This window comes from Streptomyces sp. 3214.6, assembly GCF_900129855.1.
GTDB lineage: Bacteria > Actinomycetota > Actinomycetes > Streptomycetales > Streptomycetaceae > Streptomyces > Streptomyces soliscabiei.
In genome coordinates, this window is sequence record NZ_LT670819.1 from 2,716,089 (window position 1) to 2,737,243 (window position 21,155).

The 21,155-nt window shown below is 69.0% G+C and carries 17 protein-coding genes; 8 read left to right on the forward strand and 9 right to left on the reverse strand.

All coding sequences use genetic code 11. From position 1 onward, the window contains the following. Positions 1–443: 443 nt before the first annotated feature. The 3 genes from B5557_RS12050 to thyX form a co-directional block, all read right to left on the reverse strand. Positions 444–2,129 carry a ribonuclease J gene (locus tag B5557_RS12050; protein WP_079659120.1) on the reverse strand — a complete coding sequence of 562 codons (1,686 nt, stop codon included), beginning with the start codon at positions 2,127–2,129 and terminating at the stop codon, positions 444–446. Between the two features lie 128 nt (positions 2,130–2,257). Beyond that, the gene (gene dapA, locus B5557_RS12055) at positions 2,258–3,157 is read right to left on the reverse strand and encodes a 4-hydroxy-tetrahydrodipicolinate synthase (RefSeq protein WP_079659121.1); all 900 of its coding nucleotides are present in this window, start codon (positions 3,155–3,157) and stop codon (positions 2,258–2,260) included. A 215-nt stretch (positions 3,158–3,372) separates the two neighbouring features. Then, on the reverse strand, positions 3,373–4,113 hold the full coding sequence (gene thyX, locus B5557_RS12060) for an FAD-dependent thymidylate synthase (protein WP_079659122.1): 741 nt from the start codon (positions 4,111–4,113) through the stop codon (positions 3,373–3,375). 216 nt (positions 4,114–4,329) lie between these two features. On the opposite strand from thyX, the gene B5557_RS12065 reads away from it, so the two are divergent. Together B5557_RS12065 and B5557_RS12070 are read left to right on the forward strand one after the other, a co-directional pair. Then, complete coding sequence (locus B5557_RS12065) at positions 4,330–4,566, forward strand: hypothetical protein (protein ID WP_079659123.1); 237 nt, start codon at positions 4,330–4,332, stop codon at positions 4,564–4,566. A gap of 91 nt (positions 4,567–4,657) precedes the next feature. After that, entirely contained in the window at positions 4,658–5,212 is a 555-nt protein-coding gene (locus B5557_RS12070) for a hypothetical protein (RefSeq protein ID WP_079659124.1), read from the forward strand. 68 nt (positions 5,213–5,280) lie between these two features. Here the strand turns inward: B5557_RS12070 and B5557_RS12075 are convergent, their stop codons facing one another. The 5 genes from B5557_RS12075 to rpsO all read right to left on the reverse strand — a co-directional run bounded on the left by B5557_RS12075 (position 5,281) and on the right by rpsO (position 10,821). Next, entirely contained in the window at positions 5,281–5,736 is a 456-nt protein-coding gene (locus B5557_RS12075) for a hypothetical protein (protein ID WP_079659125.1), read from the reverse strand. Positions 5,737–5,749: 13 nt separating this feature from the next. Beyond that, entirely contained in the window at positions 5,750–6,502 is a 753-nt protein-coding gene (gene dapB / locus B5557_RS12080) for a 4-hydroxy-tetrahydrodipicolinate reductase (RefSeq protein WP_079659126.1), read from the reverse strand. Between the two features lie 26 nt (positions 6,503–6,528). Next, entirely contained in the window at positions 6,529–7,908 is a 1,380-nt protein-coding gene (locus B5557_RS12085) for a M16 family metallopeptidase (RefSeq protein ID WP_079659127.1), read from the reverse strand. Then, the gene (locus tag B5557_RS12090) at positions 7,905–10,148 is read right to left on the reverse strand and encodes a polyribonucleotide nucleotidyltransferase (RefSeq protein WP_079659128.1); all 2,244 of its coding nucleotides are present in this window, start codon (positions 10,146–10,148) and stop codon (positions 7,905–7,907) included. Before B5557_RS12090 ends, B5557_RS12085 begins: the two co-directional genes overlap by 4 nt. Before the next feature lie 385 nt (positions 10,149–10,533). Next, positions 10,534–10,821: a 30S ribosomal protein S15 gene (gene rpsO, locus B5557_RS12095; protein ID WP_003993372.1), complete on the reverse strand. Its 288-nt coding sequence runs from the start codon at positions 10,819–10,821 to the stop codon at positions 10,534–10,536. Positions 10,822–11,107: 286 nt separating this feature from the next. Here rpsO and B5557_RS12100 point away from each other — a divergent pair, with 286 nt between their 5' ends. Beyond that, positions 11,108–11,401: a DUF397 domain-containing protein gene (locus B5557_RS12100; protein ID WP_079659129.1), complete on the forward strand. Its 294-nt coding sequence runs from the start codon at positions 11,108–11,110 to the stop codon at positions 11,399–11,401. 111 nt (positions 11,402–11,512) lie between these two features. Here B5557_RS12100 and eccD read toward each other — a convergent pair whose 3' ends face one another. After that, entirely contained in the window at positions 11,513–13,024 is a 1,512-nt protein-coding gene (gene eccD / locus B5557_RS12105; protein ID WP_173877669.1) for a type VII secretion integral membrane protein EccD, read from the reverse strand. Positions 13,025–13,253: 229 nt separating this feature from the next. Here eccD and eccCa point away from each other — a divergent pair, with 229 nt between their 5' ends. The 5 genes from eccCa (at position 13,254) to B5557_RS12135 (ending at position 20,807) form a co-directional block, all read left to right on the forward strand. Then, positions 13,254–17,234, forward strand: a complete 3,981-nt coding sequence (gene eccCa, locus B5557_RS12115; RefSeq protein ID WP_079659130.1) for a type VII secretion protein EccCa — start codon at positions 13,254–13,256, stop codon at positions 17,232–17,234. A 179-nt stretch (positions 17,235–17,413) separates the two neighbouring features. Continuing rightward, on the forward strand, positions 17,414–17,848 hold the full coding sequence (locus B5557_RS12120; protein WP_079659131.1) for a hypothetical protein: 435 nt from the start codon (positions 17,414–17,416) through the stop codon (positions 17,846–17,848). 18 nt (positions 17,849–17,866) lie between these two features. Then, positions 17,867–19,675: an alpha/beta hydrolase gene (locus B5557_RS12125; RefSeq protein WP_079659132.1), complete on the forward strand. Its 1,809-nt coding sequence runs from the start codon at positions 17,867–17,869 to the stop codon at positions 19,673–19,675. Positions 19,676–19,719: 44 nt separating this feature from the next. Continuing rightward, complete coding sequence (locus tag B5557_RS12130) at positions 19,720–20,250, forward strand: hypothetical protein (RefSeq protein ID WP_079659133.1); 531 nt, start codon at positions 19,720–19,722, stop codon at positions 20,248–20,250. Between the two features lie 110 nt (positions 20,251–20,360). Then, a complete protein-coding gene (locus tag B5557_RS12135) occupies positions 20,361–20,807 on the forward strand; it encodes a hypothetical protein (RefSeq protein ID WP_079659134.1) in 447 nt (148 codons plus the stop codon). Positions 20,808–21,155 lie beyond the last annotated feature (348 nt).

Below are 21,155 nucleotides of genomic sequence, written 5' to 3' on the forward strand. Positions count from 1 at the left end.
TTTTTTCAAAGGAACCTCATCCTCGGCTATCACTGCCGGGGACGGGGTATCAACATATCTGGCGTTGATTTTTGGCACGCTGTTGAGTTCTCAAGGAACGGACGCTTCCTTTGTACTCACCCGAGAGACTCTCTCAGGCTTTCCTCCGGGCGCTTCCCTTCGGTCTTGCGTTTCCGACTCTATCAGATCTTTTTCTGATCCGATTTCCTCGGTGCTTTCCAGGTTCTCCGCGTTTTTCGTTTCGCGGTTTCCCTTTCCGGCGGTTCCGACTTTATCAGAAGTTCTGAGTCGGTTTTCCCGGCCCCTCCCGGGGACTGCTTCCGGGGGCGTGAAGCTCCCGGGTTCCCGTTCAGGCGGAGACGTAAACGTACTGGAGCGGGGCTCCCCGATGCAAATCGGGGAGCCCCGCTCCAGGTTCACGCGTACGGCTGGCCGTACGTCGCTCAGACCTCGACCACGACCGGGAGGATCATCGGCCTGCGGCGATAGGTGTCGGAGACCCACTTGCCCAGGGTGCGGCGGATGAGTTGCTGCAGCTGGTGGGGTTCGACCACGCCGTCCTGGGCCGAGCGTTCCAGGACCTCGGCGATCTTCGGGGCGACGTCCGAGAAGGCCGAGTCCTCGATGCCCGAGCCGCGGGCCTGGATGTGCGGGCCACCGGTGATCTTGCCGGTGGAGGAGTCCACGACGACGAAGACCGAGATGATGCCCTCGTCGCCCAGGATCTTCCGGTCCTTCAGGGCCGGCTCCCCGACGTCACCGACCGAGAGGCCGTCGACGTAGACGTAACCCGCCTGGACCTTGCCGGAGATCTTGGCCTTGCCCTCGACGAGGTCGACGACGACGCCGTCCTCGGCGATGACGATGCGGTCGTGCGGGACGCCGGTCATGGCGCCCAGCTCGGCGTTGGCCCTCAGGTGGCGCCATTCGCCGTGCACCGGCATCAGGTTCTTCGGGCGGCAGATGTTGTAGAAGTACAGGAGCTCGCCCGCGGACGCGTGGCCCGAGACGTGGACCTTGGCGTTGCCCTTGTGGACGACGTGCGCACCCCAGCGGGTCAGTCCGTTGATCACGCGGTAGACCGCGTTCTCGTTGCCGGGGATGAGCGACGACGCCAGGATCACCGTGTCGCCGGGGACGATGCGGATCTGGTGGTCGCGGTTGGCCATGCGGGACAGGGCCGCCATCGGTTCGCCCTGGGAGCCCGTGCAGACCAGGACCACCTCGTGGTCCGGAAGGTCGTCGAGGGTCTTGACGTCCACGACCAGACCCGGCGGCACCTTGAGGTAGCCCAGGTCACGGGCGATGCCCATGTTGCGGACCATCGAGCGGCCCACGAAGGCGACCCGGCGGCCGTACTCGTGCGCCGTGTCCAGGATCTGCTGGATGCGGTGGACGTGGCTGGCGAAGCTCGCCACGATGATCCGCTTGCGGGCGCCCGCGAAAACTGTGCGCAGGACGTTGGAGATGTCCCGCTCGGGCGGCACGAAACCGGGGACTTCGGCGTTCGTGGAGTCGGAGAGAAGGAGGTCGATGCCTTCCTCGCTCAGACGTGCGAACGCGTGTAGATCCGTGAGACGGCCGTCCAGCGGGAGCTGGTCCATCTTGAAGTCGCCCGTGTGGACGGCCATGCCCGCCGGTGTGCGGATGGCGACCGCGAGGGCGTCCGGGATCGAGTGGTTGACGGCGATGAACTCGCAGTCGAACGGGCCGATGCGCTCGCGGTGCCCCTCCGCCACCTCGAGGGTGTACGGGCGGATCCGGTGCTCCTGGAGCTTGGCCTCGATGAGCGCGAGAGTCAGCTTGGAGCCGATCAGTGGGATGTCCGGCTTCTCCCGCAGGAGATAGGGGACGGCGCCGATGTGGTCCTCGTGGCCATGGGTGAGGACGATGCCCTCGACGGCGTCGAGGCGGTCCCTGATGGACGAGAAGTCCGGAAGGATCAGGTCGATTCCGGGCTGCTCCTCCTCGGGGAACAGCACACCGCAGTCGACGATCAGCAGACGGCCGCCGTACTCGAAGACCGTCATGTTCCGGCCGATTTCGCCGAGGCCGCCGAGTGGGGTGACCCGGAGGCCTCCCGCGGGGAGCGGCGGGGGCGGGGCGAGTTCGGGATGCGGATGACTCAAAAGACTCTCCTCAAACACGCGCGCCACGTACCGGTGGGCACGTGGCGCGCATGACGTTCGTGCAGAAGCAGTTGTCGTTGTGGATTGCAGGCACCGGTGGCCTGCCTATTCAGTTGTGAAGTCTGTTGTCAGAGCTGTACCCCGCCCGCGGCAAGATCGATCTTGAGCTGTTCGATCTCTTCGGGTGAGCACTCGACCATGGGCGAGCGCAGCGGGCCGGCGGGCAGGCCCTGCAGAGCGAGCGCCGCCTTCGTCGTCATGACGCCCTGGGTGCGGAACATGCCCGTGTAGACCGGGAGCAGCTTCTGGTGGATCTCGGTGGCCTTCTGGACGTCACCGGCGGTGAACGCCTCGACGAGGGCGCGCAGGTCCGGCGTGACCACATGGCCGACCACGGAGACGAAGCCGACCGCGCCCACGGAGAGCAGCGGCAGGTTCAGCATGTCGTCGCCGGAGTACCAGGCGAGGCGGGAGCGCGCGATGGCCCAGCTCGCGCGGCCCAGGTCACCCTTGGCGTCCTTGTTGGCGACGATCCGCGGGTGCTCGGCGAGGCGGACGAGTGTCTCGGTGCTGATCGGGACGCCGCTGCGGCCGGGGATGTCGTAGAGCATGACCGGTAGGTCGGCGGCGTCGGCGACGGCCGTGAAGTGGCGGTAGAGGCCCTCCTGCGGGGGCTTGTTGTAGTACGGGGTGACGACCAGGAGGCCGTGCGCGCCCGTCCGCTCCGCGGCCTTGGCCAGCTCGACGCTGTGGTGGGTGTCGTTGGTGCCGACGCCGGCGACCACGTGGGCGCGGTCTCCGACGGCCTCCAGGACGGCTCGTACCAGGTCCGATTTCTCCGCGTCGCTGGTGGTGGGTGACTCACCGGTGGTGCCGTTGACGATCAGGCCGTCGTTGCCTGCGTCCACCAGGTGGGTGGCGAGCCGCTGGGCGCCGTCGAGGTCGAGTGCGCCGTCCGCCGTGAAGGGCGTGACCATGGCGGTGAGGACCCTCCCGAAGGGGGTCTGCGGAGTGGAGGTCGGAGCCATGGGTAACACGCTACTCGTTGCTCGCCGTCGGGTCTGCCTTCGGGGGGTGTGGAAAAGTCATGACAAAGAAGGAGCCCGGCACTGCCTGCTCGGGGGTTCAAGCAGTGCCGGGTCCGTTTGATCAGGCTAGATGAACTTCTCCAAATGCCGCAATACGGACACTTCGCCCGGATGATCCGTACATACGTCTCCGTCGCTCGACTCCGTAACGCCCCTCAGGGCGCGACGCGGCCATTGGCGTTGAAGGCGGCGTACGTCAGGGGCATGAGCTTGGCCCACTCCGCCTCCATCCTCTCGCCCACCATCTCGATCTCCCGCTGCGGGAAGGACGGGACCTTCGCCAGCTCGTGCTGGGTGCGCAGGCCCAGGAAGTGCATCAGCGAGCGGGCGTTGCAGGTGGCGTACATCGAGGAGAACAGGCCGACCGGGAGGACCGCGCGGGCGACCTCGCGGGCGACGCCGGCGGCGAGCATCTCCTGGTAGGCCTCGTAGGCCTGGCGGTAGGAGTCCTCCATGGTGCGGCCGACAAGCTCCTGCTGGGCCTGGGTGCCCTCGACGAAGACGTACTTGCCGGGGCGGCCCTCCTGGACCAGCTTGCGGGAGGCGTCGGGGACGTAGAAGACCGGCTGGAGCTCGCGGTAGCGGCCCGACTCCTCGTTGTACGACCAGCCCACGCGGTGCCGCATGAACTCGCGGAAGACGAAGATCGGGGCGCTGATGAAGAAGGTCATCGAGTTGTGCTCGAACGGGCTGCCGTGCCGGTCCCGCATCAGGTAGTTGATCAGCCCCTTGGAGCGCTCGGGGTCCTTGCCCAGCTCGTCCAGCGACTGCTCCCCGGCGGTGGAGACGCGGGCGGCGAACAGCACGTCGGCGTCGGAGGCCGTGTGCTTGATCAGCTCGACGGTGACATCACTGCGGAAGCCGGGCTTGAGGTCATCGGCTGGGGTGTCGGTCACGGTGCGGAGGGTCCTTCCATCGCGTCTTCGGAGCGGCGCCAACTTTACGGGGGCCGTTGAGCCGGACGGTCACGGGCATGCCGCGAGATTCGTGTGGGACGTCTGCTGATATTGGGCACGTTTTCGGGCACTCGCTCGTCTGTATCAGTGACGACGTCCAGTGACGACGTCCAGTGACAGCGTCCACTCGAAAGCTCCCAGGAGGAAGTACCCACCATGTTCCGCCGGCGTGAACCCGTACCCTTCGCCTTCCTCGCCGAGGCCGACAGGTTCCGTAGCAATGTCGCTCCCCCGCCTCCCGAGCGGTCCTCCGTGAGTCAGATAGCCGGGCGGTGGCTGCTGGGGCTCACCATCGTGGCCGCGCTCGTCGGCTCCCTGGTCATCGGCATGCCGGCGCTGAGCCTGGACCACTCCTCCGAGACACAGCAGTCACAGGCGTCCCACGGGCGCTGACGCCATCCGGACCCCTGATAGTGGTGAGCGGGGACACAGGCGGATAGCCTCACCGGGCACAGCCCCAGCATGGATCGAGTGAGGACCAGCCGTGCCCCTGCCCTTCCTGACGGCCGACCGCGCGTTCGAGGCGGCGGAGGACGTCGCGTTGCCCTTCGACGACCGTGAGCGCTGGCGGCGCCCCTACCGGCCCGGGCCCTGGCGGGTCGGCGTGGCCGCGTTGGCGCTGCTGCTCGCCTCGTACGTGCTGTTCGCTGCCGTCATCATCGCGTTGACGGGGTCGGTGTCGGAGGCCGGCGCGGTCTTCGGCTGTTCCCTGCTGGTGATCGCCTGCGCGCTGCGGCTGCTGCGGGTGGGCGTGTGGGTGAGCGACCGTGGGCTGCGGCACGTGGGCTTCCTCTTCACGCGCACGCTGTCCTGGGACCGGGTCGTGGCCGTGCGGACCGTGCAGCAGCCGGTGCGCTGGCTGGGGCTGCCGCGGACCGTCCAGGGCCAGGCCCTGACGATCGTGCGGCGGGATCGGCCCGCCGAGGCGGGCGCGCCGCTGCTGACCACGCACGGGGCGGACTTCCTGTCGCGCCCCGAGGCGTTCGACCGGGCGTCGGACGCGGTCGAGGCATGGGCCGCGGAGAACCGGCGCGACTGATTCCGCGCACACGTGCGAAGGGGCCGGTCCGCCACAGGTGCGGGTCGGCCCCTTCGTCGGTGGGCGGCTCAGGCCGGCTCGATGTGCTTGCCGTCGTGCAGGCTGATCGCCCGTTGCATCGCCTTGCGGGCGCGCGGGGTGTCGCGGGCGTCGTGGTAGGCGACGGCGAGGCGGAACCAGCTGCGCCAGTCGTCTGGGGCCGCCTCGGTCTCGGCCTTGCGCTTGGCGAAGACCTCGTCGGCCGAGTCGCGGTCGACGCGACCGCCCGGGGTGCGCTTCAACTCGTCGACGGGCAGGCCGCCTTCGGCGTCGAGTTCGGCGGCGAGGGCGTTGGCCCGGCGGACGAACTGGGTGTTCTTCCACAGGAACCAGACGCCGATGACCGGCAGGATCAGCACCGCCACACCGAAGGTGACGGTCAGCAGCGTGCCGGACTGTATGAGCATGACGCCGCGGCTGCCGACCAGGACGAAGTAGAAGACCAGGACGGCTGCCGTGAGGGCGTAGGAGAGCTTGGCTCGCATGTCGGTCTCGGTCTCAGCCGAGGTCCAGGAAGTGTTCCAGGCCGAAGGTGAGGCCCGGCGTCGTCACGACCCGGCGGGCGCCCAGCAGGATGCCCGGCATGAAGCTGCTGTGGTGCAGCGAGTCGTGGCGGACCGTGAGGGTCTCGCCCTCGCCGCCCAGCAGGACCTCCTGGTGGGCCAGCAGGCCGCGCAGGCGGACGGCGTGCACGGGGATGCCGTCCACGCTGGCCCCCCGCGCGCCGTCCAGGGCGGTGACCGTGGCGTCGGGCGCGGGGGCCGTGCCCGCCTCGCGACGGGCCTCGGCGATGAGCTGGGCGGTGCGGGTGGCGGTGCCGGACGGGGCGTCCACCTTGTTGGGGTGATGGAGTTCGACGACCTCGACGGATTCGAAGTACGGGGCGGCGATCTGGGCGAACTTCATGGTCAGGACGGCCCCGATGGAGAAGTTGGGCGCGATGAGCACGCCCGTCTCCGGGGAGTCGGCCAGCCAGCCCCTGAGCTGCGCGAGGCGCTCGTCGGTCCAGCCGGTCGTGCCGACCACGGCGTGGATGCCGTGGCCTACGCAGTAGTCGAGGTTGTCCATGACCGAGGCGGGCGTGGTCAGTTCGACCGCGACCTGGGCGCCGGTCTCGGTCAGCGTCCGAAGCTTGTCGCCGCGGCCGAGGGCGGCCACCAGCTCCATGTCCTCGGCGGCCTCGACCGCCCGTACCGCCTCGGAACCGATCCGGCCGTTGGCGCCGAGGACCGCCACGCGCAGCTTGCTCATCGTTGTCGTTTCCTTACGGGAGTGGATCAGGCCACAGCGTCGTGCAGCCGGGAGGCCTGCTTGTCCTTGAGCGGGCCGATGACCGACAGCGACGGGCGTCGGCCCAGGATGTCGCGGGCCACGGCCCGCACCTCGTCCGGGGTCACGGCCGCTATCCGGGTCAGCATGTCGTCGACCGACATCTGCTCACCCCAGCACAGCTCGCTCTTGCCGATGCGGTTCATGAGCGCGCCGGTGTCCTCCAGGCCGAGGACCGTGGAGCCCCTGAGCTGGCCGATGGCGCGGCCGATCTCGTCGTCGGACAGGCCCTGCTCGGCGACCTGGTCGAGTTCGTCCCGGCAGATCTTCAGCACGTCGTGGACCTGGGACGGCCGGCAGCCCGCGTACACGCCGAAGAGGCCGCAGTCGGCGAAGCCGGAGGTGTACGAGTACACGCTGTAGGCCAGGCCGCGCTTCTCACGGACCTCCTGGAACAGGCGGGACGACATGCCGCCGCCGAGGGCCGTGTTGAGCACGCCGAGAGCCCAGCGGCGGTCGTCCGTGCGGGCCAGGCCGGGCATGCCGAGGACGACGTGCGCCTGCTCGGTCTTGCGGCCGATCAGCTCGACGCGGCCGGCCGTGCGGATCGCGCGCCGTCCGTCGCGCGGGGCGATGGGTGCGGCGTCGGGGCTGTTGAGGGCGCCCGCCTTCTCGAAGGCCGCCCGGACCTGGCGTACGACCTTGTTGTGGTCGATGTTGCCGGCGGCCGCGACCACGAGGTGGGTGGGGTCGTAGTGCTTCTTGTAGAAGCGGCGGATGCGGTCGGCGGTGAGGGCGTTGACCGTGTCGACGGTGCCGAGGACCGGGCGGCCGAGGGCGTTGTCGCCGAACATCGTGTGGGCGAAGAGGTCGTGCACGCAGTCGCCGGGGTCGTCCTCGGTCATCGCGATCTCTTCGAGGATCGCGCCGCGCTCGACGTTGACGTCCTCCTCGAGGATGAGCGAGCCGGTCAGCATGTCGCAGACGACGTCGATGGCGAGCGGCAGGTCCGTGTCGAGCACGCGCGCGTAGTAGCACGTGTACTCCTTCGCGGTGAACGCGTTCATCTCGCCGCCGACGGCGTCGAGCGCGGAGGAGATGTCCAGCGCGGACCTGCGGGTCGTCCCCTTGAAGAGGAGGTGCTCCAGGTAGTGCGTGGCGCCGTTCAGGGACGGCGTCTCGTCGCGGGAGCCGACGTGCGCCCAGATACCGAAGGTGGCCGAGCGCACCGAGGGGAGGGTTTCGGTGACGATCCGCAGGCCGCCCGGCAGGGTGGTCTTGCGGACGACGCCGATGCCGGCCGTGCCCTTGATCAGGGTTTGGGTACGGGCGACGGCCCGCGCCTCCGAAGAGGTGCGGGCCGTCGCCGTGGAGCTACGAGACGTCACTTGTCGGTGTCGTCCTTCTTGTCGTCGTCACCCGCGGCGGAGCCGCTGTCGGACTCGGCTTCGCCCTCGACCACGGGGATCAGGGAGAGCTTGCCGCGGGAGTCGATCTCGGCGATCTCGACCTGGACCTTCTGGCCCACTCCGAGGACGTCCTCGACGTTCTCCACGCGCTTGCCGCCGGCGAGCTTGCGGATCTGCGAGATGTGCAGCAGACCGTCCTTGCCCGGGAGCAGCGACACGAACGCGCCGAAGGTCGTCGTCTTCACGACGGTACCCAGGTAGCGCTCGCCGACCTCCGGCATGGTCGGGTTGGCGATGCCGTTGATCGTGGCGCGGGCGGCCTCGGCCTGCGAGCCGACCTGGGCACCGATGTAGATGGTGCCGTCGTCCTCGATCGTGATCTCGGCGCCGGTGTCCTCCTGGATCTGGTTGATCATCTTGCCCTTGGGGCCGATGACCTCGCCGATCTTGTCCACGGGGATCTTGACGGTGATGATCCGCGGGGCGTTGGGGGACATCTCGTCCGGCGTGTCGATCGCTTCCATCATCACGTCGAGGATGTGGAGGCGGGCGTCGCGGGCCTGCTTGAGGGCCGCGGCCAGGACGGACGCCGGGATGCCGTCCAGCTTGGTGTCGAGCTGGAGGGCGGTGACGAACTCCTTGGTGCCGGCGACCTTGAAGTCCATGTCGCCGAAGGCGTCCTCCGCACCGAGGATGTCGGTGAGGGCGACGTAGTGCGTCTCGCCGTTGATCTCCTGGGAGATCAGGCCCATGGCGATGCCGGCGACGGGGGCCTTCAGGGGCACACCGGCGTTCAGCAGCGACATGGTGGAGGCGCAGACCGAGCCCATGGACGTCGAGCCGTTGGAGCCGAGGGCCTCGGACACCTGACGGATCGCGTAGGGGAACTCCTCGCGCGTCGGCAGGACCGGCACGATGGCGCGCTCGGCGAGGGCGCCGTGGCCGATCTCGCGGCGCTTCGGGGAGCCGACGCGGCCGGTCTCGCCGACGGAGTACGGCGGGAAGTTGTAGTTGTGCATGTAGCGCTTGCGGGTCACCGGGGAGAGGGTGTCCAGCTGCTGCTCCATGCGGAGCATGTTGAGGGTGGTGACGCCCAGGATCTGGGTCTCGCCACGCTCGAACAGCGCCGAGCCGTGCACGCGCGGGATGGCCTCGACCTCGGCGGCGAGCGTACGGATGTCCGTCAGCCCGCGGCCGTCGATGCGCTTCTTCTCCTTGATGACGCGCTCACGGACCAGGGACTTGGTCAGCGAGCGGTACGCGGCGGAGATCTCCTTCTCGCGACCCTCGAACTCCGGCAGGAGCTTCTCGGCGGCCAGACCCTTGACGCGGTCCAGCTCGGCCTCGCGCTCCTGCTTGCCCGCGATGGTCAGCGCGGAGGCCAGCTCCGGGCGGACGGCGGCGGTGAGCGCCTCCAGGACGTCGTCCTGGTAGTCGAGGAAGACCGGGAACTCGCCGGTGGGCTTGGCTGCCTTGGCGGCGAGGTCGGCCTGGGCCTTGCAGAGCACCTTGATGAAGGGCTTCGCGGCGTCCAGACCGGAGGCGACGACCTCCTCGGTCGGCGCCTCGGCGCCGCCCTTGACCAGCTGGATGGTCTTCTCGGTGGCCTCGGCCTCGACCATCATGATCGCGACGTCGCCGTCCTCCAGGACGCGGCCCGCGACGACCATGTCGAAGACGGCGTCCTCGAGCTCGGTGTGCGTCGGGAACGCGACCCACTGGCCGTTGATCAGCGCGACGCGGACGCCGCCGATCGGGCCGGAGAAGGGCAGACCGGCCAGCTGCGTGGACGCGGAGGCGGCGTTGATCGCCACGACGTCGTACAGGTGGTCGGGGTTGAGCGCCATGATCGTGGCGACGACCTGGATCTCGTTGCGCAGGCCCTTCTTGAAGGACGGGCGCAGCGGGCGGTCGATGAGGCGGCAAGTGAGGATCGCGTCCTCGCTCGGCCGGCCCTCACGGCGGAAGAAGCTGCCGGGGATCTTGCCGGCGGCGTACATCCGCTCCTCGACGTCCACCGTGAGGGGGAAGAAGTCGAGCTGGTCCTTGGGGTTCTTGGATGCGGTGGTGGCCGACAGCACCATGGTGTCGTCGTCCAGGTACGCCACGGCGGAGCCGGCGGCCTGCTTGGCCAGGCGGCCCGTCTCGAAGCGGATGGTGCGGGTGCCGAAGGAGCCGTTGTCGATGACGGCCTCGGCGTAGTGGGTCTCGTTCTCCACTAGCGTTTTCTCCTCGTCTTCGTCCCGCGCTCTGCCCGTGTGGCAGGGGGACGGTTGTGGAGAGGCGCGCCGTGCGGTGCGGGCCGGTCTTCGATCGAAGCACCCGGGGATCTCTTTCCCGGGGGCCACTACCGAGGACCGGCGGCGGTGAGGTGCGCTTCTCCTCGTTCGGTGTTGCGTGGTGACGTTTACCCGCAGCGAGTACACGTCATCACGCTGTGTCGTACGTATTGCGTTGTGCTACCACACTACAAAGCGTTGGTGACACTCCGCACGTTTCCGCACGAAGGCGGGGTGTACGACGGCCCCTGCCATGCGTCCTGTCGTGCGTACAGCAAAGGGGAGCGGTCCCGATGATCACGGGAACCGCTCCCCTCACGGCGTCCTACTTGGCGCCCGCCGCACCGCGGCGGATGCCGAGGCGGTCGACCAGCGCACGGAAGCGCTGGATGTCCTTCTTGGCGAGGTACTGCAGCAGGCGGCGACGCTGACCGACCAGGATCAGCAGACCACGACGGGAGTGGTGGTCGTGCTTGTGGGTCTTGAGGTGCTCGGTCAGGTCCGAGATCCGGCGCGACAGCATGGCGACCTGGACCTCGGGGGAGCCGGTGTCGCCCTCCTTCTGGCCGAACTCGGTGATGATCTGCTTCTTCGTAGCGGCGTCGAGCGGCACGCGTACTCCTCGTAGTCTTTTCAGGGCCACCGAGTGCCCCCGGTCTGTGTCTCGGGGGAGCTTCCGTTACTCGGGAGGCGGGGATCCGCTGGGCGCGACCTCCAGAGCCTTCAGGGAGTGCCTGAGGGTTCTTCCGGGGGTGCGTACACAAACGGCCGTCATTGAGGGTACCAGGCAGCTGGGGGCGCTCTCGCACGGGTCCGCGAAAGCCGGGGGCCGGCGCGGAGGCGGCCACTAGGGTGAGCGCACAGATCGTTTTCGTACGTCGGGAAGGGGCCGTTGCGGCATGGCGGAGACGGAAGAGCAGATCAAGGCGCGCAAGGAGCGGGAGCGGGACGAGCTGTACGCGCTCGACATCTCCGGCGTCGAGTGGAAGTGCGCTCCGGGCACGGAGGAGCACGAGGAGCGCGTCGAGATCGCCGAGCTGCCCGACGGGGCCGTGGCGATGCGGTCCTCGCTCGACCCGGAGACGGTGCTGCGGTACACCGAGGCGGAGTGGCGGGCGTTCGTGCTGGGCGCCCGGGACGGCGAGTTCGATCTGGAGCCGGCGCCGCACAACGGGGGTCTGGCGGCGGAGTAGCGCGGTCGGCCGGAAACGCGGGCGCCCGGAAACGGGGGCGCACAGCGGTGGACCGGTGGAGCAGCCGTGACAGCGATCGTCGCGGCTGCTTCTTCGTGCTCGGCCCGCGGGTCAGCCGGTCATCGAGCGGGCGGTCGCGTACACGTCGAAGACGGCCAGGGCCAGCGGTACGAGGGTCAGCAGGACGAAGCCCTCGGCGATCTCCGTGAACCGGCCCCAGAACGGCGTGAGACCGCCGCGCGAGGTGATCAGGCCGACGGCGGTGACGATCGCGGAGGCCGCGGCGATCGCGGCGACGAGCCAGATCGTACGGATGTCCAGGTCGGCGCGGTCGCCCGTGAGGGCGGCGCGGATCGCCGAGTGGGGCGGGTCGAGGGCCAGGCCGAGGCCGAGCAGGACGAGGGAGGCGAGGCCCGCGGCCAGCACGGGCGCGACCTGGGCGGTGTAGCGGAAGAGGTGGGCGCGCATCAGCAGGGCGATGCCCGTGGCCAGCGCGAGGAGCTGGGCCCAGACGTCGTCGGAGAACCCGAGGACCGTGCAGGCGCCGACCGTGATCACCGCGCAGCCGCCGACCAGGCCCACCAGCAGTTCGTGGCCGCGGCGGGCCTGGGCGGCGATCCGCTCGGCGTCGACCGGCTCGCGGGGGGCGGGGTCGGTGCCGTAGGCGCTGCGCGTACCGGAGTCCGGGGTGTCGAAGCCGATCGGCAGGCGGGCGAAGCGCATGGACAGGCCGGGCAGGAAGGCCAGGGCGCCCACGCCGACGGGCGCGCACAGGGCGGCGGTCTCGGCCGGGGTCCAGTGCGCGAGGGTCGCCGTGAACACCGCCGCCAGGCCCGCGCCGGAGGCGACGACGAAGGCGACGAAGGGGCCGTCGCCGCGGGGGGAGCACAGGGTGAGCAGCACCGAGGCCAGCAGGACCGCGGCGCAGGCCAGCAGGAACTGGAGTTTGCCGATGCCCTGGCCGTCGGAGAGCGGGAGCAGCCCGGAGCCCGCGACCGCCACGCTTGGCAGGGCGCCGAGTCCCAGGGCGACGGCGGAGCCGCGGTCGTCGTAGACGCGGGCCCGGACACAGGCGAGGGCGACCAGCAGGACGCCGACGACCGCGGCGAGAACGCCGGGCAGGCTGTTCATGTCGTGGTGCGGGTCGCCGGTCCAGGCCACGAAGGCGAGCAGGGCCGGCAGGACGCCTCCGCCCACGAGGCCTGCGGCGCGGGTCAGGTCGCCGTTCCACAGGGTGTGCTCGCGCGTCACGGCGGAGGCGACCGCCTCGGACACGTCGTCGAAGACGGCGGGCGGCAGCGACTCGGCGAAGGGGCGCAGGGTGAGGAGTTCGCCGTCGAGGATGTGCTGGGCGGCGAACGAGCGTGAACTGTCGAGGACGGCGCCGTCCCGGCGGACGAGGTGGTAGCCGACCGGGGCGCCCTCGGCGGGGCTCTGCCGGGAGAGCCTGAGGATCTCCGGGTAGATGTCGGCGACGGGGACGTCGTCGGGCAGTGCCACGTCGATCCGGCTGTCGGGGGCGACGATGGTGACCCGGCAGAAGCCGAGCCCCGTCGCCGCCGCGGGAGCGGTTCCGTTGCCGCGCCCTTCTCCGGTGGCTGCCGCGGAGGCCGCGATACTCACCTGCTGCTCCCCCTCAGTGATGGTTCCGCGTCGACGGTGTGAAAGTGCGGTGTGGCGTCCCGCTCCGGTGCGTGCGCCGGGCCGCCCGCGGGTGTGCTCACGCGAACATCCGGCACCCTACCGCCCCCCGGTCGCAGGGTCAGTCAGTAGGATCACGCGGCGGCCTGCGTCCGCCTGACACGGGGTGGCGGACGGTACTTCGGGGGCCTCGCAAGGGGATTGGTGAGCAGTGAGCCATATCGTCGTGAAGCGTCCGCCACGGGCGCTGCCGTCCGAGGTACCCATGGGCGAGGTCGTGCTGCAGCCTCCGCCGGAGCTGCCGCGGGGGCATCAGGAGAGCGTGCTGATGCAACTGCTGCCGACGCTCGGCATGGGCGGCTCGGTGGTCTTCTTCTTCACGAGCGGGCAGCCGTTCATGAGGATCATGGGCATGGTCATGATCGCCTCGACGGTGGCGATGTCGATCGCGATGGTGGTGCGCTTCCGCCGCGGCTCGCAGGGGCAGTTGGCGGACATGCGCCGGGACTACCTGGGCTATCTGGCGCAGACCCGGCGCACCGCGCTCGACACCGCGCGGGCCCAGCGGGACGCTCAGTACTACCTGCACCCCTCCCCCGAGCAGTTGTGGGCGCTGGTCGCCGAGGGCAGCCGGGTGTGGGAACGGCGGCCCGGGGACGAGGACTTCGCCCAGGTCCGCGTGGGCCTGGGCGTCCAGGCGCTGGCCACCCCGCTGCTCGCCCCCGAGACCGGCCCGGTGGAGCAGCTGGAGCCGCTGACGGCGGGCGCCCTGCAGCGCTTCATCGCCGTCCACGACAGCCTGGACGACCTGCCGATGGCCGTGTCGCTGCGCGCCTTCTACCACGTCACGGTCAGCGGTGAGCCGCAGTCGGCGCGCTCCTGCGCCCGTGCCCTGGCCGGTTCGCTGGCGGCGCTGCACTCGCCTCAGGACCTGGTCCTCGTCGTCGCGGCGGGCCGGGAGGAACTGCCGCACTGGGACTGGGCGAAGTGGCTGCCGCACGTCCAGGCCGCCGGTGCCGTGGACGGGGCGGGCAGCCGCAGGCTGATCGGCGCCGACACCCGTGGGCTGGAGCAGCTGCTCGGGGCGCGGCTCGCCGGCCGGCCGCGGTTCCATCCGAACGCGGCGCCGCTGCCCGACGAACCGCACATCGTCGTCGTCCTGGACGGCGTTTCGCTGCCCCCGGACTCTGTCCTGGCCAACCCCGAGGGGCTGCAGGGGGTGACGGTGCTCGAGATCGTCCCCGGGGAGCTCACCGGGGCGGGCGGCGAGCTGGACATCGTCGTACTGCCCGGCGCGTTGCGGTTGGAGTCGGCGCACGGGGCCGTCTACGAGGGGACGCCCGACGCCCTCTCGCCGGAGTCCGCCGCGGCGCTCGCCCGGCAGCTCGCCCCGCTGCGGATGGCCTCCGGCGGGGACGACGACGAACCGCTGCTGGCCAACCTGGAGTTCACCGACCTGCTGAGCCTCGGGGACGCGGCGTCCGTGGACCCGTCGCGCACCTGGCGGCCGCGTTCGCTGGCGGAGCGGCTGCGGGTGCCGATCGGGGTGGGCGAGGACGGCCGTCCGGTGATGCTGGACCTGAAGGAGGCGGCGCAGGAGGGCATGGGGCCGCACGGGCTGTGCGTGGGCGCGACGGGCTCCGGCAAGTCCGAGCTGCTGCGCACCCTGGTGCTGGGCCTGGCCGTCACCCACTCCTCCGAAACCCTGAACTTCGTGCTCGCCGACTTCAAGGGCGGCGCGACCTTCGCCGGCATGGCGCAGATGCCGCACGTGGCGGCCGTGATCACCAACCTGGCGGACGACCTGACGCTGGTCGACCGGATGGGCGACTCCATCCGGGGCGAGCTCAACCGCCGTCAGGAGCTGCTGCGGGACGCGGGCAACTACGCCAACATCCACGACTACGAGAAGGCGCGGGCCGCGGGCGCGGCCCTGCAGCCGATTCCCTCCCTGGTCCTGGTGATCGACGAGTTCAGCGAGTTGCTGACGGCGAAGCCGGACTTCATCGAGATGTTCGTGCAGATCGGCCGGATCGGCCGCTCGCTCGGCGTGCACCTGCTGCTGGCCTCCCAGCGTCTGGAGGAGGGGCGGCTGCGCGGCCTGGAGACCTACCTGTCGTACCGCGTCGGTCTGCGCACGTTCTCCGCGGCGGAGTCGCGGGCGGCGCTGGGCGTGCCCGACGCGTACTCGCTGCCGAACGTGCCGGGTTCGGGCTTCCTGAAGTTCGGCACGGACGAAATGGTGCGGTTCAAGGCGGCGTACGTGTCCGGGGTCTACCGCTCGGGCGGTCAGCGGGCGGCGGCGGGCGGCGGCCCACTGCCGGTGGACCGACGGCCGGTGCTGTTCACCTCGGCCGAGGTGCCGGTGCGGTACGCGGCCGTGCCGCAGCAACTGCGTTCCGGGGACGTTCCCGAGGTCGACGAGGCCCTCGCCGACACCGTCCTCGACGTGATCGTGCGCCGGCTGGAGGCGCAGGGCCCGGCGGCGCACCAGGTGTGGCTCCCGCCGCTGGACAGCCCGCCGTCGCTGGACGCGCTCCTGCCGGGGCTCACCGCCGTGCAGGGCCGCGGACTCACCCAGCCCGGTTACGAGGGCGCGGGCCGGCTGGTCGTGCCGGTCGGTCTGGTCGACAAGCCGTTCGAGCAGCGCCGCGACTCCCTCTGGGTGGACTTCTCCGGCGCGGCGGGCCACATGCAGATCGTCGGCGGCCCGCAGTCCGGCAAGTCGACGCTGGTGCGCACGCTGATCTCGGCGTTCGCCCTCACCCACACACCGCACGAGGTCCAGTTCTACGGCCTCGACTTCGGCGGTGGCGGCATGGCGACGGTGGCCGGCCTGCCACACGTCGGCGGGATCGCCTCGCGGCTGGACCCGGAGCGGGTGCGGCGCACGGTCGCCGAGGTGTACGGCGTGCTGACCCGCCGCGAGGAGTACTTCCGCTCGGCCGGAATCCCGTCGATCGCGGACTTCCGGGCCAGGCGGGCGCGGGGCGACATCTCGGTGACGGACCAGCCGTGGGGCGATGTCTTCCTGGTCATCGACGGGTGGGGCAACTTCCGCGCGGACTACGAGGCGATGGACCAGATCATCCACGAGATCGCGGCGCGCGGCCTCGGCTACGGCATCCACCTGGTGCTGACCGCCTCGCGTTCGATGGAGGTCAGGGCCGCTCTCAAGGACCATCTGATGAACCGCCTGGAGCTGCGGCTCGGCGACACGATGGACTCCGAGATCGACCGCAAGGTCGCCGCGAACGTCCCGGCGGGCGTTCCGGGCCGCGGCCAGTCCCCGCAGAAGCTGCACTTCATGGCGGCGGTGCCGCGGATCGACGGCCTCACCTCCGACACCGACCTGTCCGACGCCACCCAGGCGCTGGCCACGGAGGTCGCCCGGCACTGGCAGGCCCCGCCGGCTCCCGAAGTACGGCTGCTGCCGCGCGAGTTCCCGGCCGCCTCGCTGCCGCCGGGGAGCCGGTTCCCGCGCCGCGGCGTCGCCTTCGCCCTCGACGAGAACGCCCTCGAACCCGTCTACGTCGACTTCGAGCAGGACCCGTTCTTCCTCGTCTTCGGCGAGAGCGAGTCCGGCAAGTCGAACCTGCTGCGGTTGCTGATCAAGCAGTTGACGGAGCGGTACTCGGGCGACGAGTGCAAGCTGTTCGTCGTCGACAACAGGCGCTCCCTGCTGGACGTGACCCCGTCCTCCCACCTGGCCGAGTACATCCCGATGTCCAACGCCATGGAGCATCACATGGCAGCTCTGGCCGACCTGATGAAGCGCCGGACGCCGACGGCCGACGTGACGGCACAGCAGCTCCGGGACCGGAGCTGGTGGCGGGGGCCGACCGTGTTCGTCGTCATCGACGACTACGACCTGGTGGCGACGTCGAGCGGCAATCCGCTGGCCGGACTGACGGAACTGCTGCCGTTCGCCCGGGACGTGGGCGTGCGGTTCATCGTGGCCCGGTCGACGGCGGGCGCGGGACGGGCGTCGTACGAGGCGTTCATGCAGCGCATCAAGGAACTGGGCGCCCAGGGCGTGGTGTTGGCGGGCGACCCCGGGGAGGGGGACCTCCTGGGGGGCGTACGGCCTCGTCCGATGCCTGCGGGGCGGGGGGTCTTCGTGTCGCGGCGGCGGGGGAAGCCGTTGGTGCAGGTGGGGTGGGTGCCGGAAGGGACGGATGAGCGGGCGTAGTTGGCGGGCCTAGCTTCACCCGCCGTCAAGCCGTGCGGGGTGAGTTGTGGAAAGTATGGTGAGATCCGTGAACTCACTTGAACCGAGTTCACGGATCTGGCTGCTGGGAGCGGGCGTAACTGTCCCGTCCAGCGGACGGGTTTCACGGGGACACGGGGACACGGGGAAGGGGTTCACGCGTGGCGTGGGAAGAGTGGGAGCAGCTCAAAAGTGCGGCGGCCGAGCAGCACGCGGCCCAGATGCAACTGAACCACGTACCGCTCGACCCGGGCGGTGGCACCGGCACGCTGGTGTCGAACAAGCCCGCCTGGTCCAAGGCCGGTCAGGACGTCGGCTCGCTCCGCGAGGACATCAGCAAGGCGCTGGGCAAGCTGACGGACGGGCAGAAGGGCCTTGGCGAGGACGCCGGCTGCCTGACCGCGGTGGCCCAGAAGGACGTCCACGACTCGTGGGAGACCTACGTCAAGAACGTGAGCGCGCGCTGCGGGAAGCTCTCGGCTCTGCTGGAGAAGGCGGGCAACGACCAGCTGAAGACCGACGAGGCGATCGAGGTCGAGATCGGCAACCTGAAGGTGGAGTACGCGGATACTCCGGCCGTCGGCGGCAAGGGCTGAGGGCGGTAACGAGACATCATGGACCTCGCAACGCTCAAGACCCTCAAGCCGACCGAATACTCGGAAGCCGCCGACGGATACCGCAGCACCTCTGACATGGCGAGTGCGGCCAAGGACCGCATCGAGAACCAGATCGCCGTGGCCATGAGGAACTCCCTGAAGGGCGAGGCGGCGACCGCGGCAATCAAACAACTGGGTGAGCTGGGCAAGAACTTCCACTACATCCAGGTGGAATGCGGTCTCGTCAGCACCGCGCTGGAAGCCTTCTCCTACGAGGTGGGAGCCGCCAAGTCCAAGCTCGACACGGCGCTCGCGGGCGCCCAGGCCGCCAAGCTCACGGTGCACGCCGACGGCTCGGTGTCCTATCCAGCGGGCGGGGAGAAGGACGCCGACGGCAAGATCCCCGACGGCGGCACGGTGAGCGGTCTGACGGACGGCACGGCCGCCGCGATCGGCCGCCAGTCTGCCAACGTCGACCCCAACCCCAACCACCGCCTCGCCCAGGACTACGCCGACCAGATCGCCGCGGCGCTGAAGGAAGCAACGGAGGCCGACGAGAAGTGGGCCCCGAAACTGCGCGCGCTGAAGGCGGACGACGACCTGACCGTCTCCGACGGCGACTGGGCCGACGCGTCCTCGGACACGAAGGGCGTGACCGAGGCGGGCAAGAAGTACCTCGACTCGCTCCCGCAGCCTCCCAAGGACGGCAGCCCCAAGGACAACGCGGAGTGGTGGAAGGGACTCGACGCGGAGCAGCAGGCAGCGTGGATCTCCATGCGCCCCGATTCCGTGGGCGCGCTCGACGGACTGCCGGCCACGGTCCGGGACGAGGCCAACCGCATCGTGTTCGACGAGGCGCGGGGATCAATGCAGACAGAGCTGAACTCCATCCCGAAGCCGCCGCTCAACGAGTGGACCTACATCACCGCCGGGGGCTACCCGTCCAAGGTTCACACCGATGAATGGATGGAGTGGCACAACAAGTACGGCGATCGGTACGAGCTGCTCACCAGCAATCTCAAGGGAATGCAGAGCATCCAGACGCGCTTCGACCAAACCGGCACGAACGGACTGCCCGAAGCTTATCTGCTGGGATTCAGCGCCGAAGGAGACGGCCGGGCGATCGTCGCCAACGGAAACCCTGACACCGCGGATCACACGGCGGTCTATGTTCCCGGTACGACGTCGGACTTGCCGGGAATCGAGGGGAACATCAACCGGATGATCAATGTCTGGCATGCGGCCGATGCCAAAGCCCCTGGACAATCCGTTTCCACCATCACCTGGCTCGGCTACGACGCACCTGATGACGTCGTGAAGGACGCACCGTTCGAACACTACGCGTACGACGGCGCGCCGGCGTTCCGCGGTTTCATGGATGGACTTGACGCATCTCACTCCGGTGATTCACCGTCCCACACCACCGTGATCGCGCACTCGTACGGAACAACCCTCGTAGGTGCTGCGGCCCAGACGGGCCATCTCAACGCCGATGACATCGTCTTCGCAGGCAGCCCTGGCGTCAAGGTGTCCGGTGCCGATGAGCTGGACGTCCCCAGCGGTCATGTATGGAACGAGGAGGCTGACGGAGACGTGGTTCCGGACCTCGGCCGCTTGGGCCACAGTGGGAAAGACTTCATCATCCCCAGCGACCCCGAATTCGGCGCCAACCAGATGACCACGGACACCGAAGGACACAGCGGGTACTGGGATACGGGGTCGGACGGGGACTCGACGAGTCTGCAGAATCAGGCCCTCGTCGTCGTCGGAAAGGGCGACAGCGTGCCGCTGAAGCCGTCGCCCGACCCGTGGGCGCATGTGAAGTAGGAACACCGGCCCACAACCCCGCCCGACGAAGTAAGGCTTCTGACGTGAAGAGCAAATTGAGCGCTCTTGTGCTCACAGTCTCCCTGGCCCTCACCACTCTCACCGGATGCAGCATGACTGACGACGATTCCAACGCAATTCCGTCCTCCGGCACGAGCACTTCGCGTGATGCCTCAGATGCGATGGAGAAGGTGTCCAGCACTATCTATGACCTGATCGGCGTCAAGGGAAAGGCATCCGACAGCCGTCCGACAGTCCTGGACTGTTCGGGAAAAGACACGAAGACGTACTTCCGAATCTTGCACCCTTGGAGCTTCGTCCCGGTGTCGGTGAGCGACCTCGACGTAGCGATGAAACGACTTAAGGAGCAACTGCCGAAGAATGGGTGGGAGATCGTCAACTACGGGCCGGACACCAGCAAGAACAAGAACATGAATCTCACCGCTGACAATGACAAGAAGAAGGCCAGTGTCAAGGTCGTCGCCATGGCGAAGGACGACCCACCGATGTTGAGCCTGGACCTCATCTCCGGGTGCTACAAGGTCCCCGACGGCCAAGAGGTCGAGCGGTTCTGACAGATCAGCCCGTGGCCGCCGGCGCGCCCCGTAGCAGCGTTGCAAAACTTATGTATGTAATGGCGGCCTGCGCTCTGCTGGCGGCATGCTCACAGGAAAGTGAGAACTCGTTGGACTACGAGCCGAAGTCCCGGTCCACCGATACGGTCAAGACCGAAATCTCGGAGCTTTCCAGCCGGATTTTTGATGCCATGAGCATCAAGAGCAAGGCCACGAAACCGGGGCCGAATGTTCAGCCCTGTGACTCCGGTGACGGCGACTCGGGGAAGCTGTACAGGATCCGGCACCCCTGGTCGGCGTATGGGGCGGGGAACGACGCCATGGAGAAGGGCATGGCCAATCTGCGTCAGGGACTCCCCCACCAGGGCTGGAAGATCGAGAAGGTCGGCAACGACGGCAGCAGGAACAAGAACATGCAAATCCTGGCTGTCCACGAAAAGACGCTCAGCCAGGCTGAAATCACCTGGCTCAAGGGACTGGACGGCCACGAGCCGCTCATCGAGGTAAACCTGTACTCAAGGTGCTTCCGGTCGGCGAATGACTCAGCGCAGGGATGAGCTTCGAATATCGGCCGCGGTCGCGTCCGGCTCCACTTCCTACGTGACGACGCCCCGCTCGCCCGCCGCTGGGCCGAGCAAACCATCGAGCGGCTGCGCTCAGGTGGCCCGGTGCTGCCGGAGATCATGGAAGCGCCGCCCGCGCCCAGGGTCCCGTCTCGGCCACGGATCCCACACCGCCGCCGTCTCCTCTTCCTCAGGCCCCGTTCTCGGACGGCTGAACCGTTTGAGTACCGGCCTGAGTGACAGCACTCAGGCCCTTACAGCGGAAACGGCGGCGGGGCGGCCACAACAAGCAGTACCGCAGCACCTTCGCATCGGCACCACCGTCATGGGCACGGGTCTGGA

What these genes read in the sequence shown, in the direction of transcription:
- dapA (WP_079659121.1), bottom strand. Translation starts at nt 3,157, where the DNA reads ATGGCTCCGACCTCCACTCCGCAGACCCCCTTCGGGAGGGTCCTCACC.
- B5557_RS12065 (WP_079659123.1), top strand. Translation starts at nt 4,330, where the DNA reads ATGTTCCGCCGGCGTGAACCCGTACCCTTCGCCTTCCTCGCCGAGGCC.
- B5557_RS12075 (WP_079659125.1), bottom strand. Translation starts at nt 5,736, where the DNA reads ATGCGAGCCAAGCTCTCCTACGCCCTCACGGCAGCCGTCCTGGTCTTC.
- dapB (WP_079659126.1), bottom strand. Translation starts at nt 6,502, where the DNA reads ATGAGCAAGCTGCGCGTGGCGGTCCTCGGCGCCAACGGCCGGATCGGT.
- B5557_RS12100 (WP_079659129.1), top strand. Translation starts at nt 11,108, where the DNA reads ATGGCGGAGACGGAAGAGCAGATCAAGGCGCGCAAGGAGCGGGAGCGG.
- B5557_RS12125 (WP_079659132.1), top strand. Translation starts at nt 17,867, where the DNA reads ATGGACCTCGCAACGCTCAAGACCCTCAAGCCGACCGAATACTCGGAA.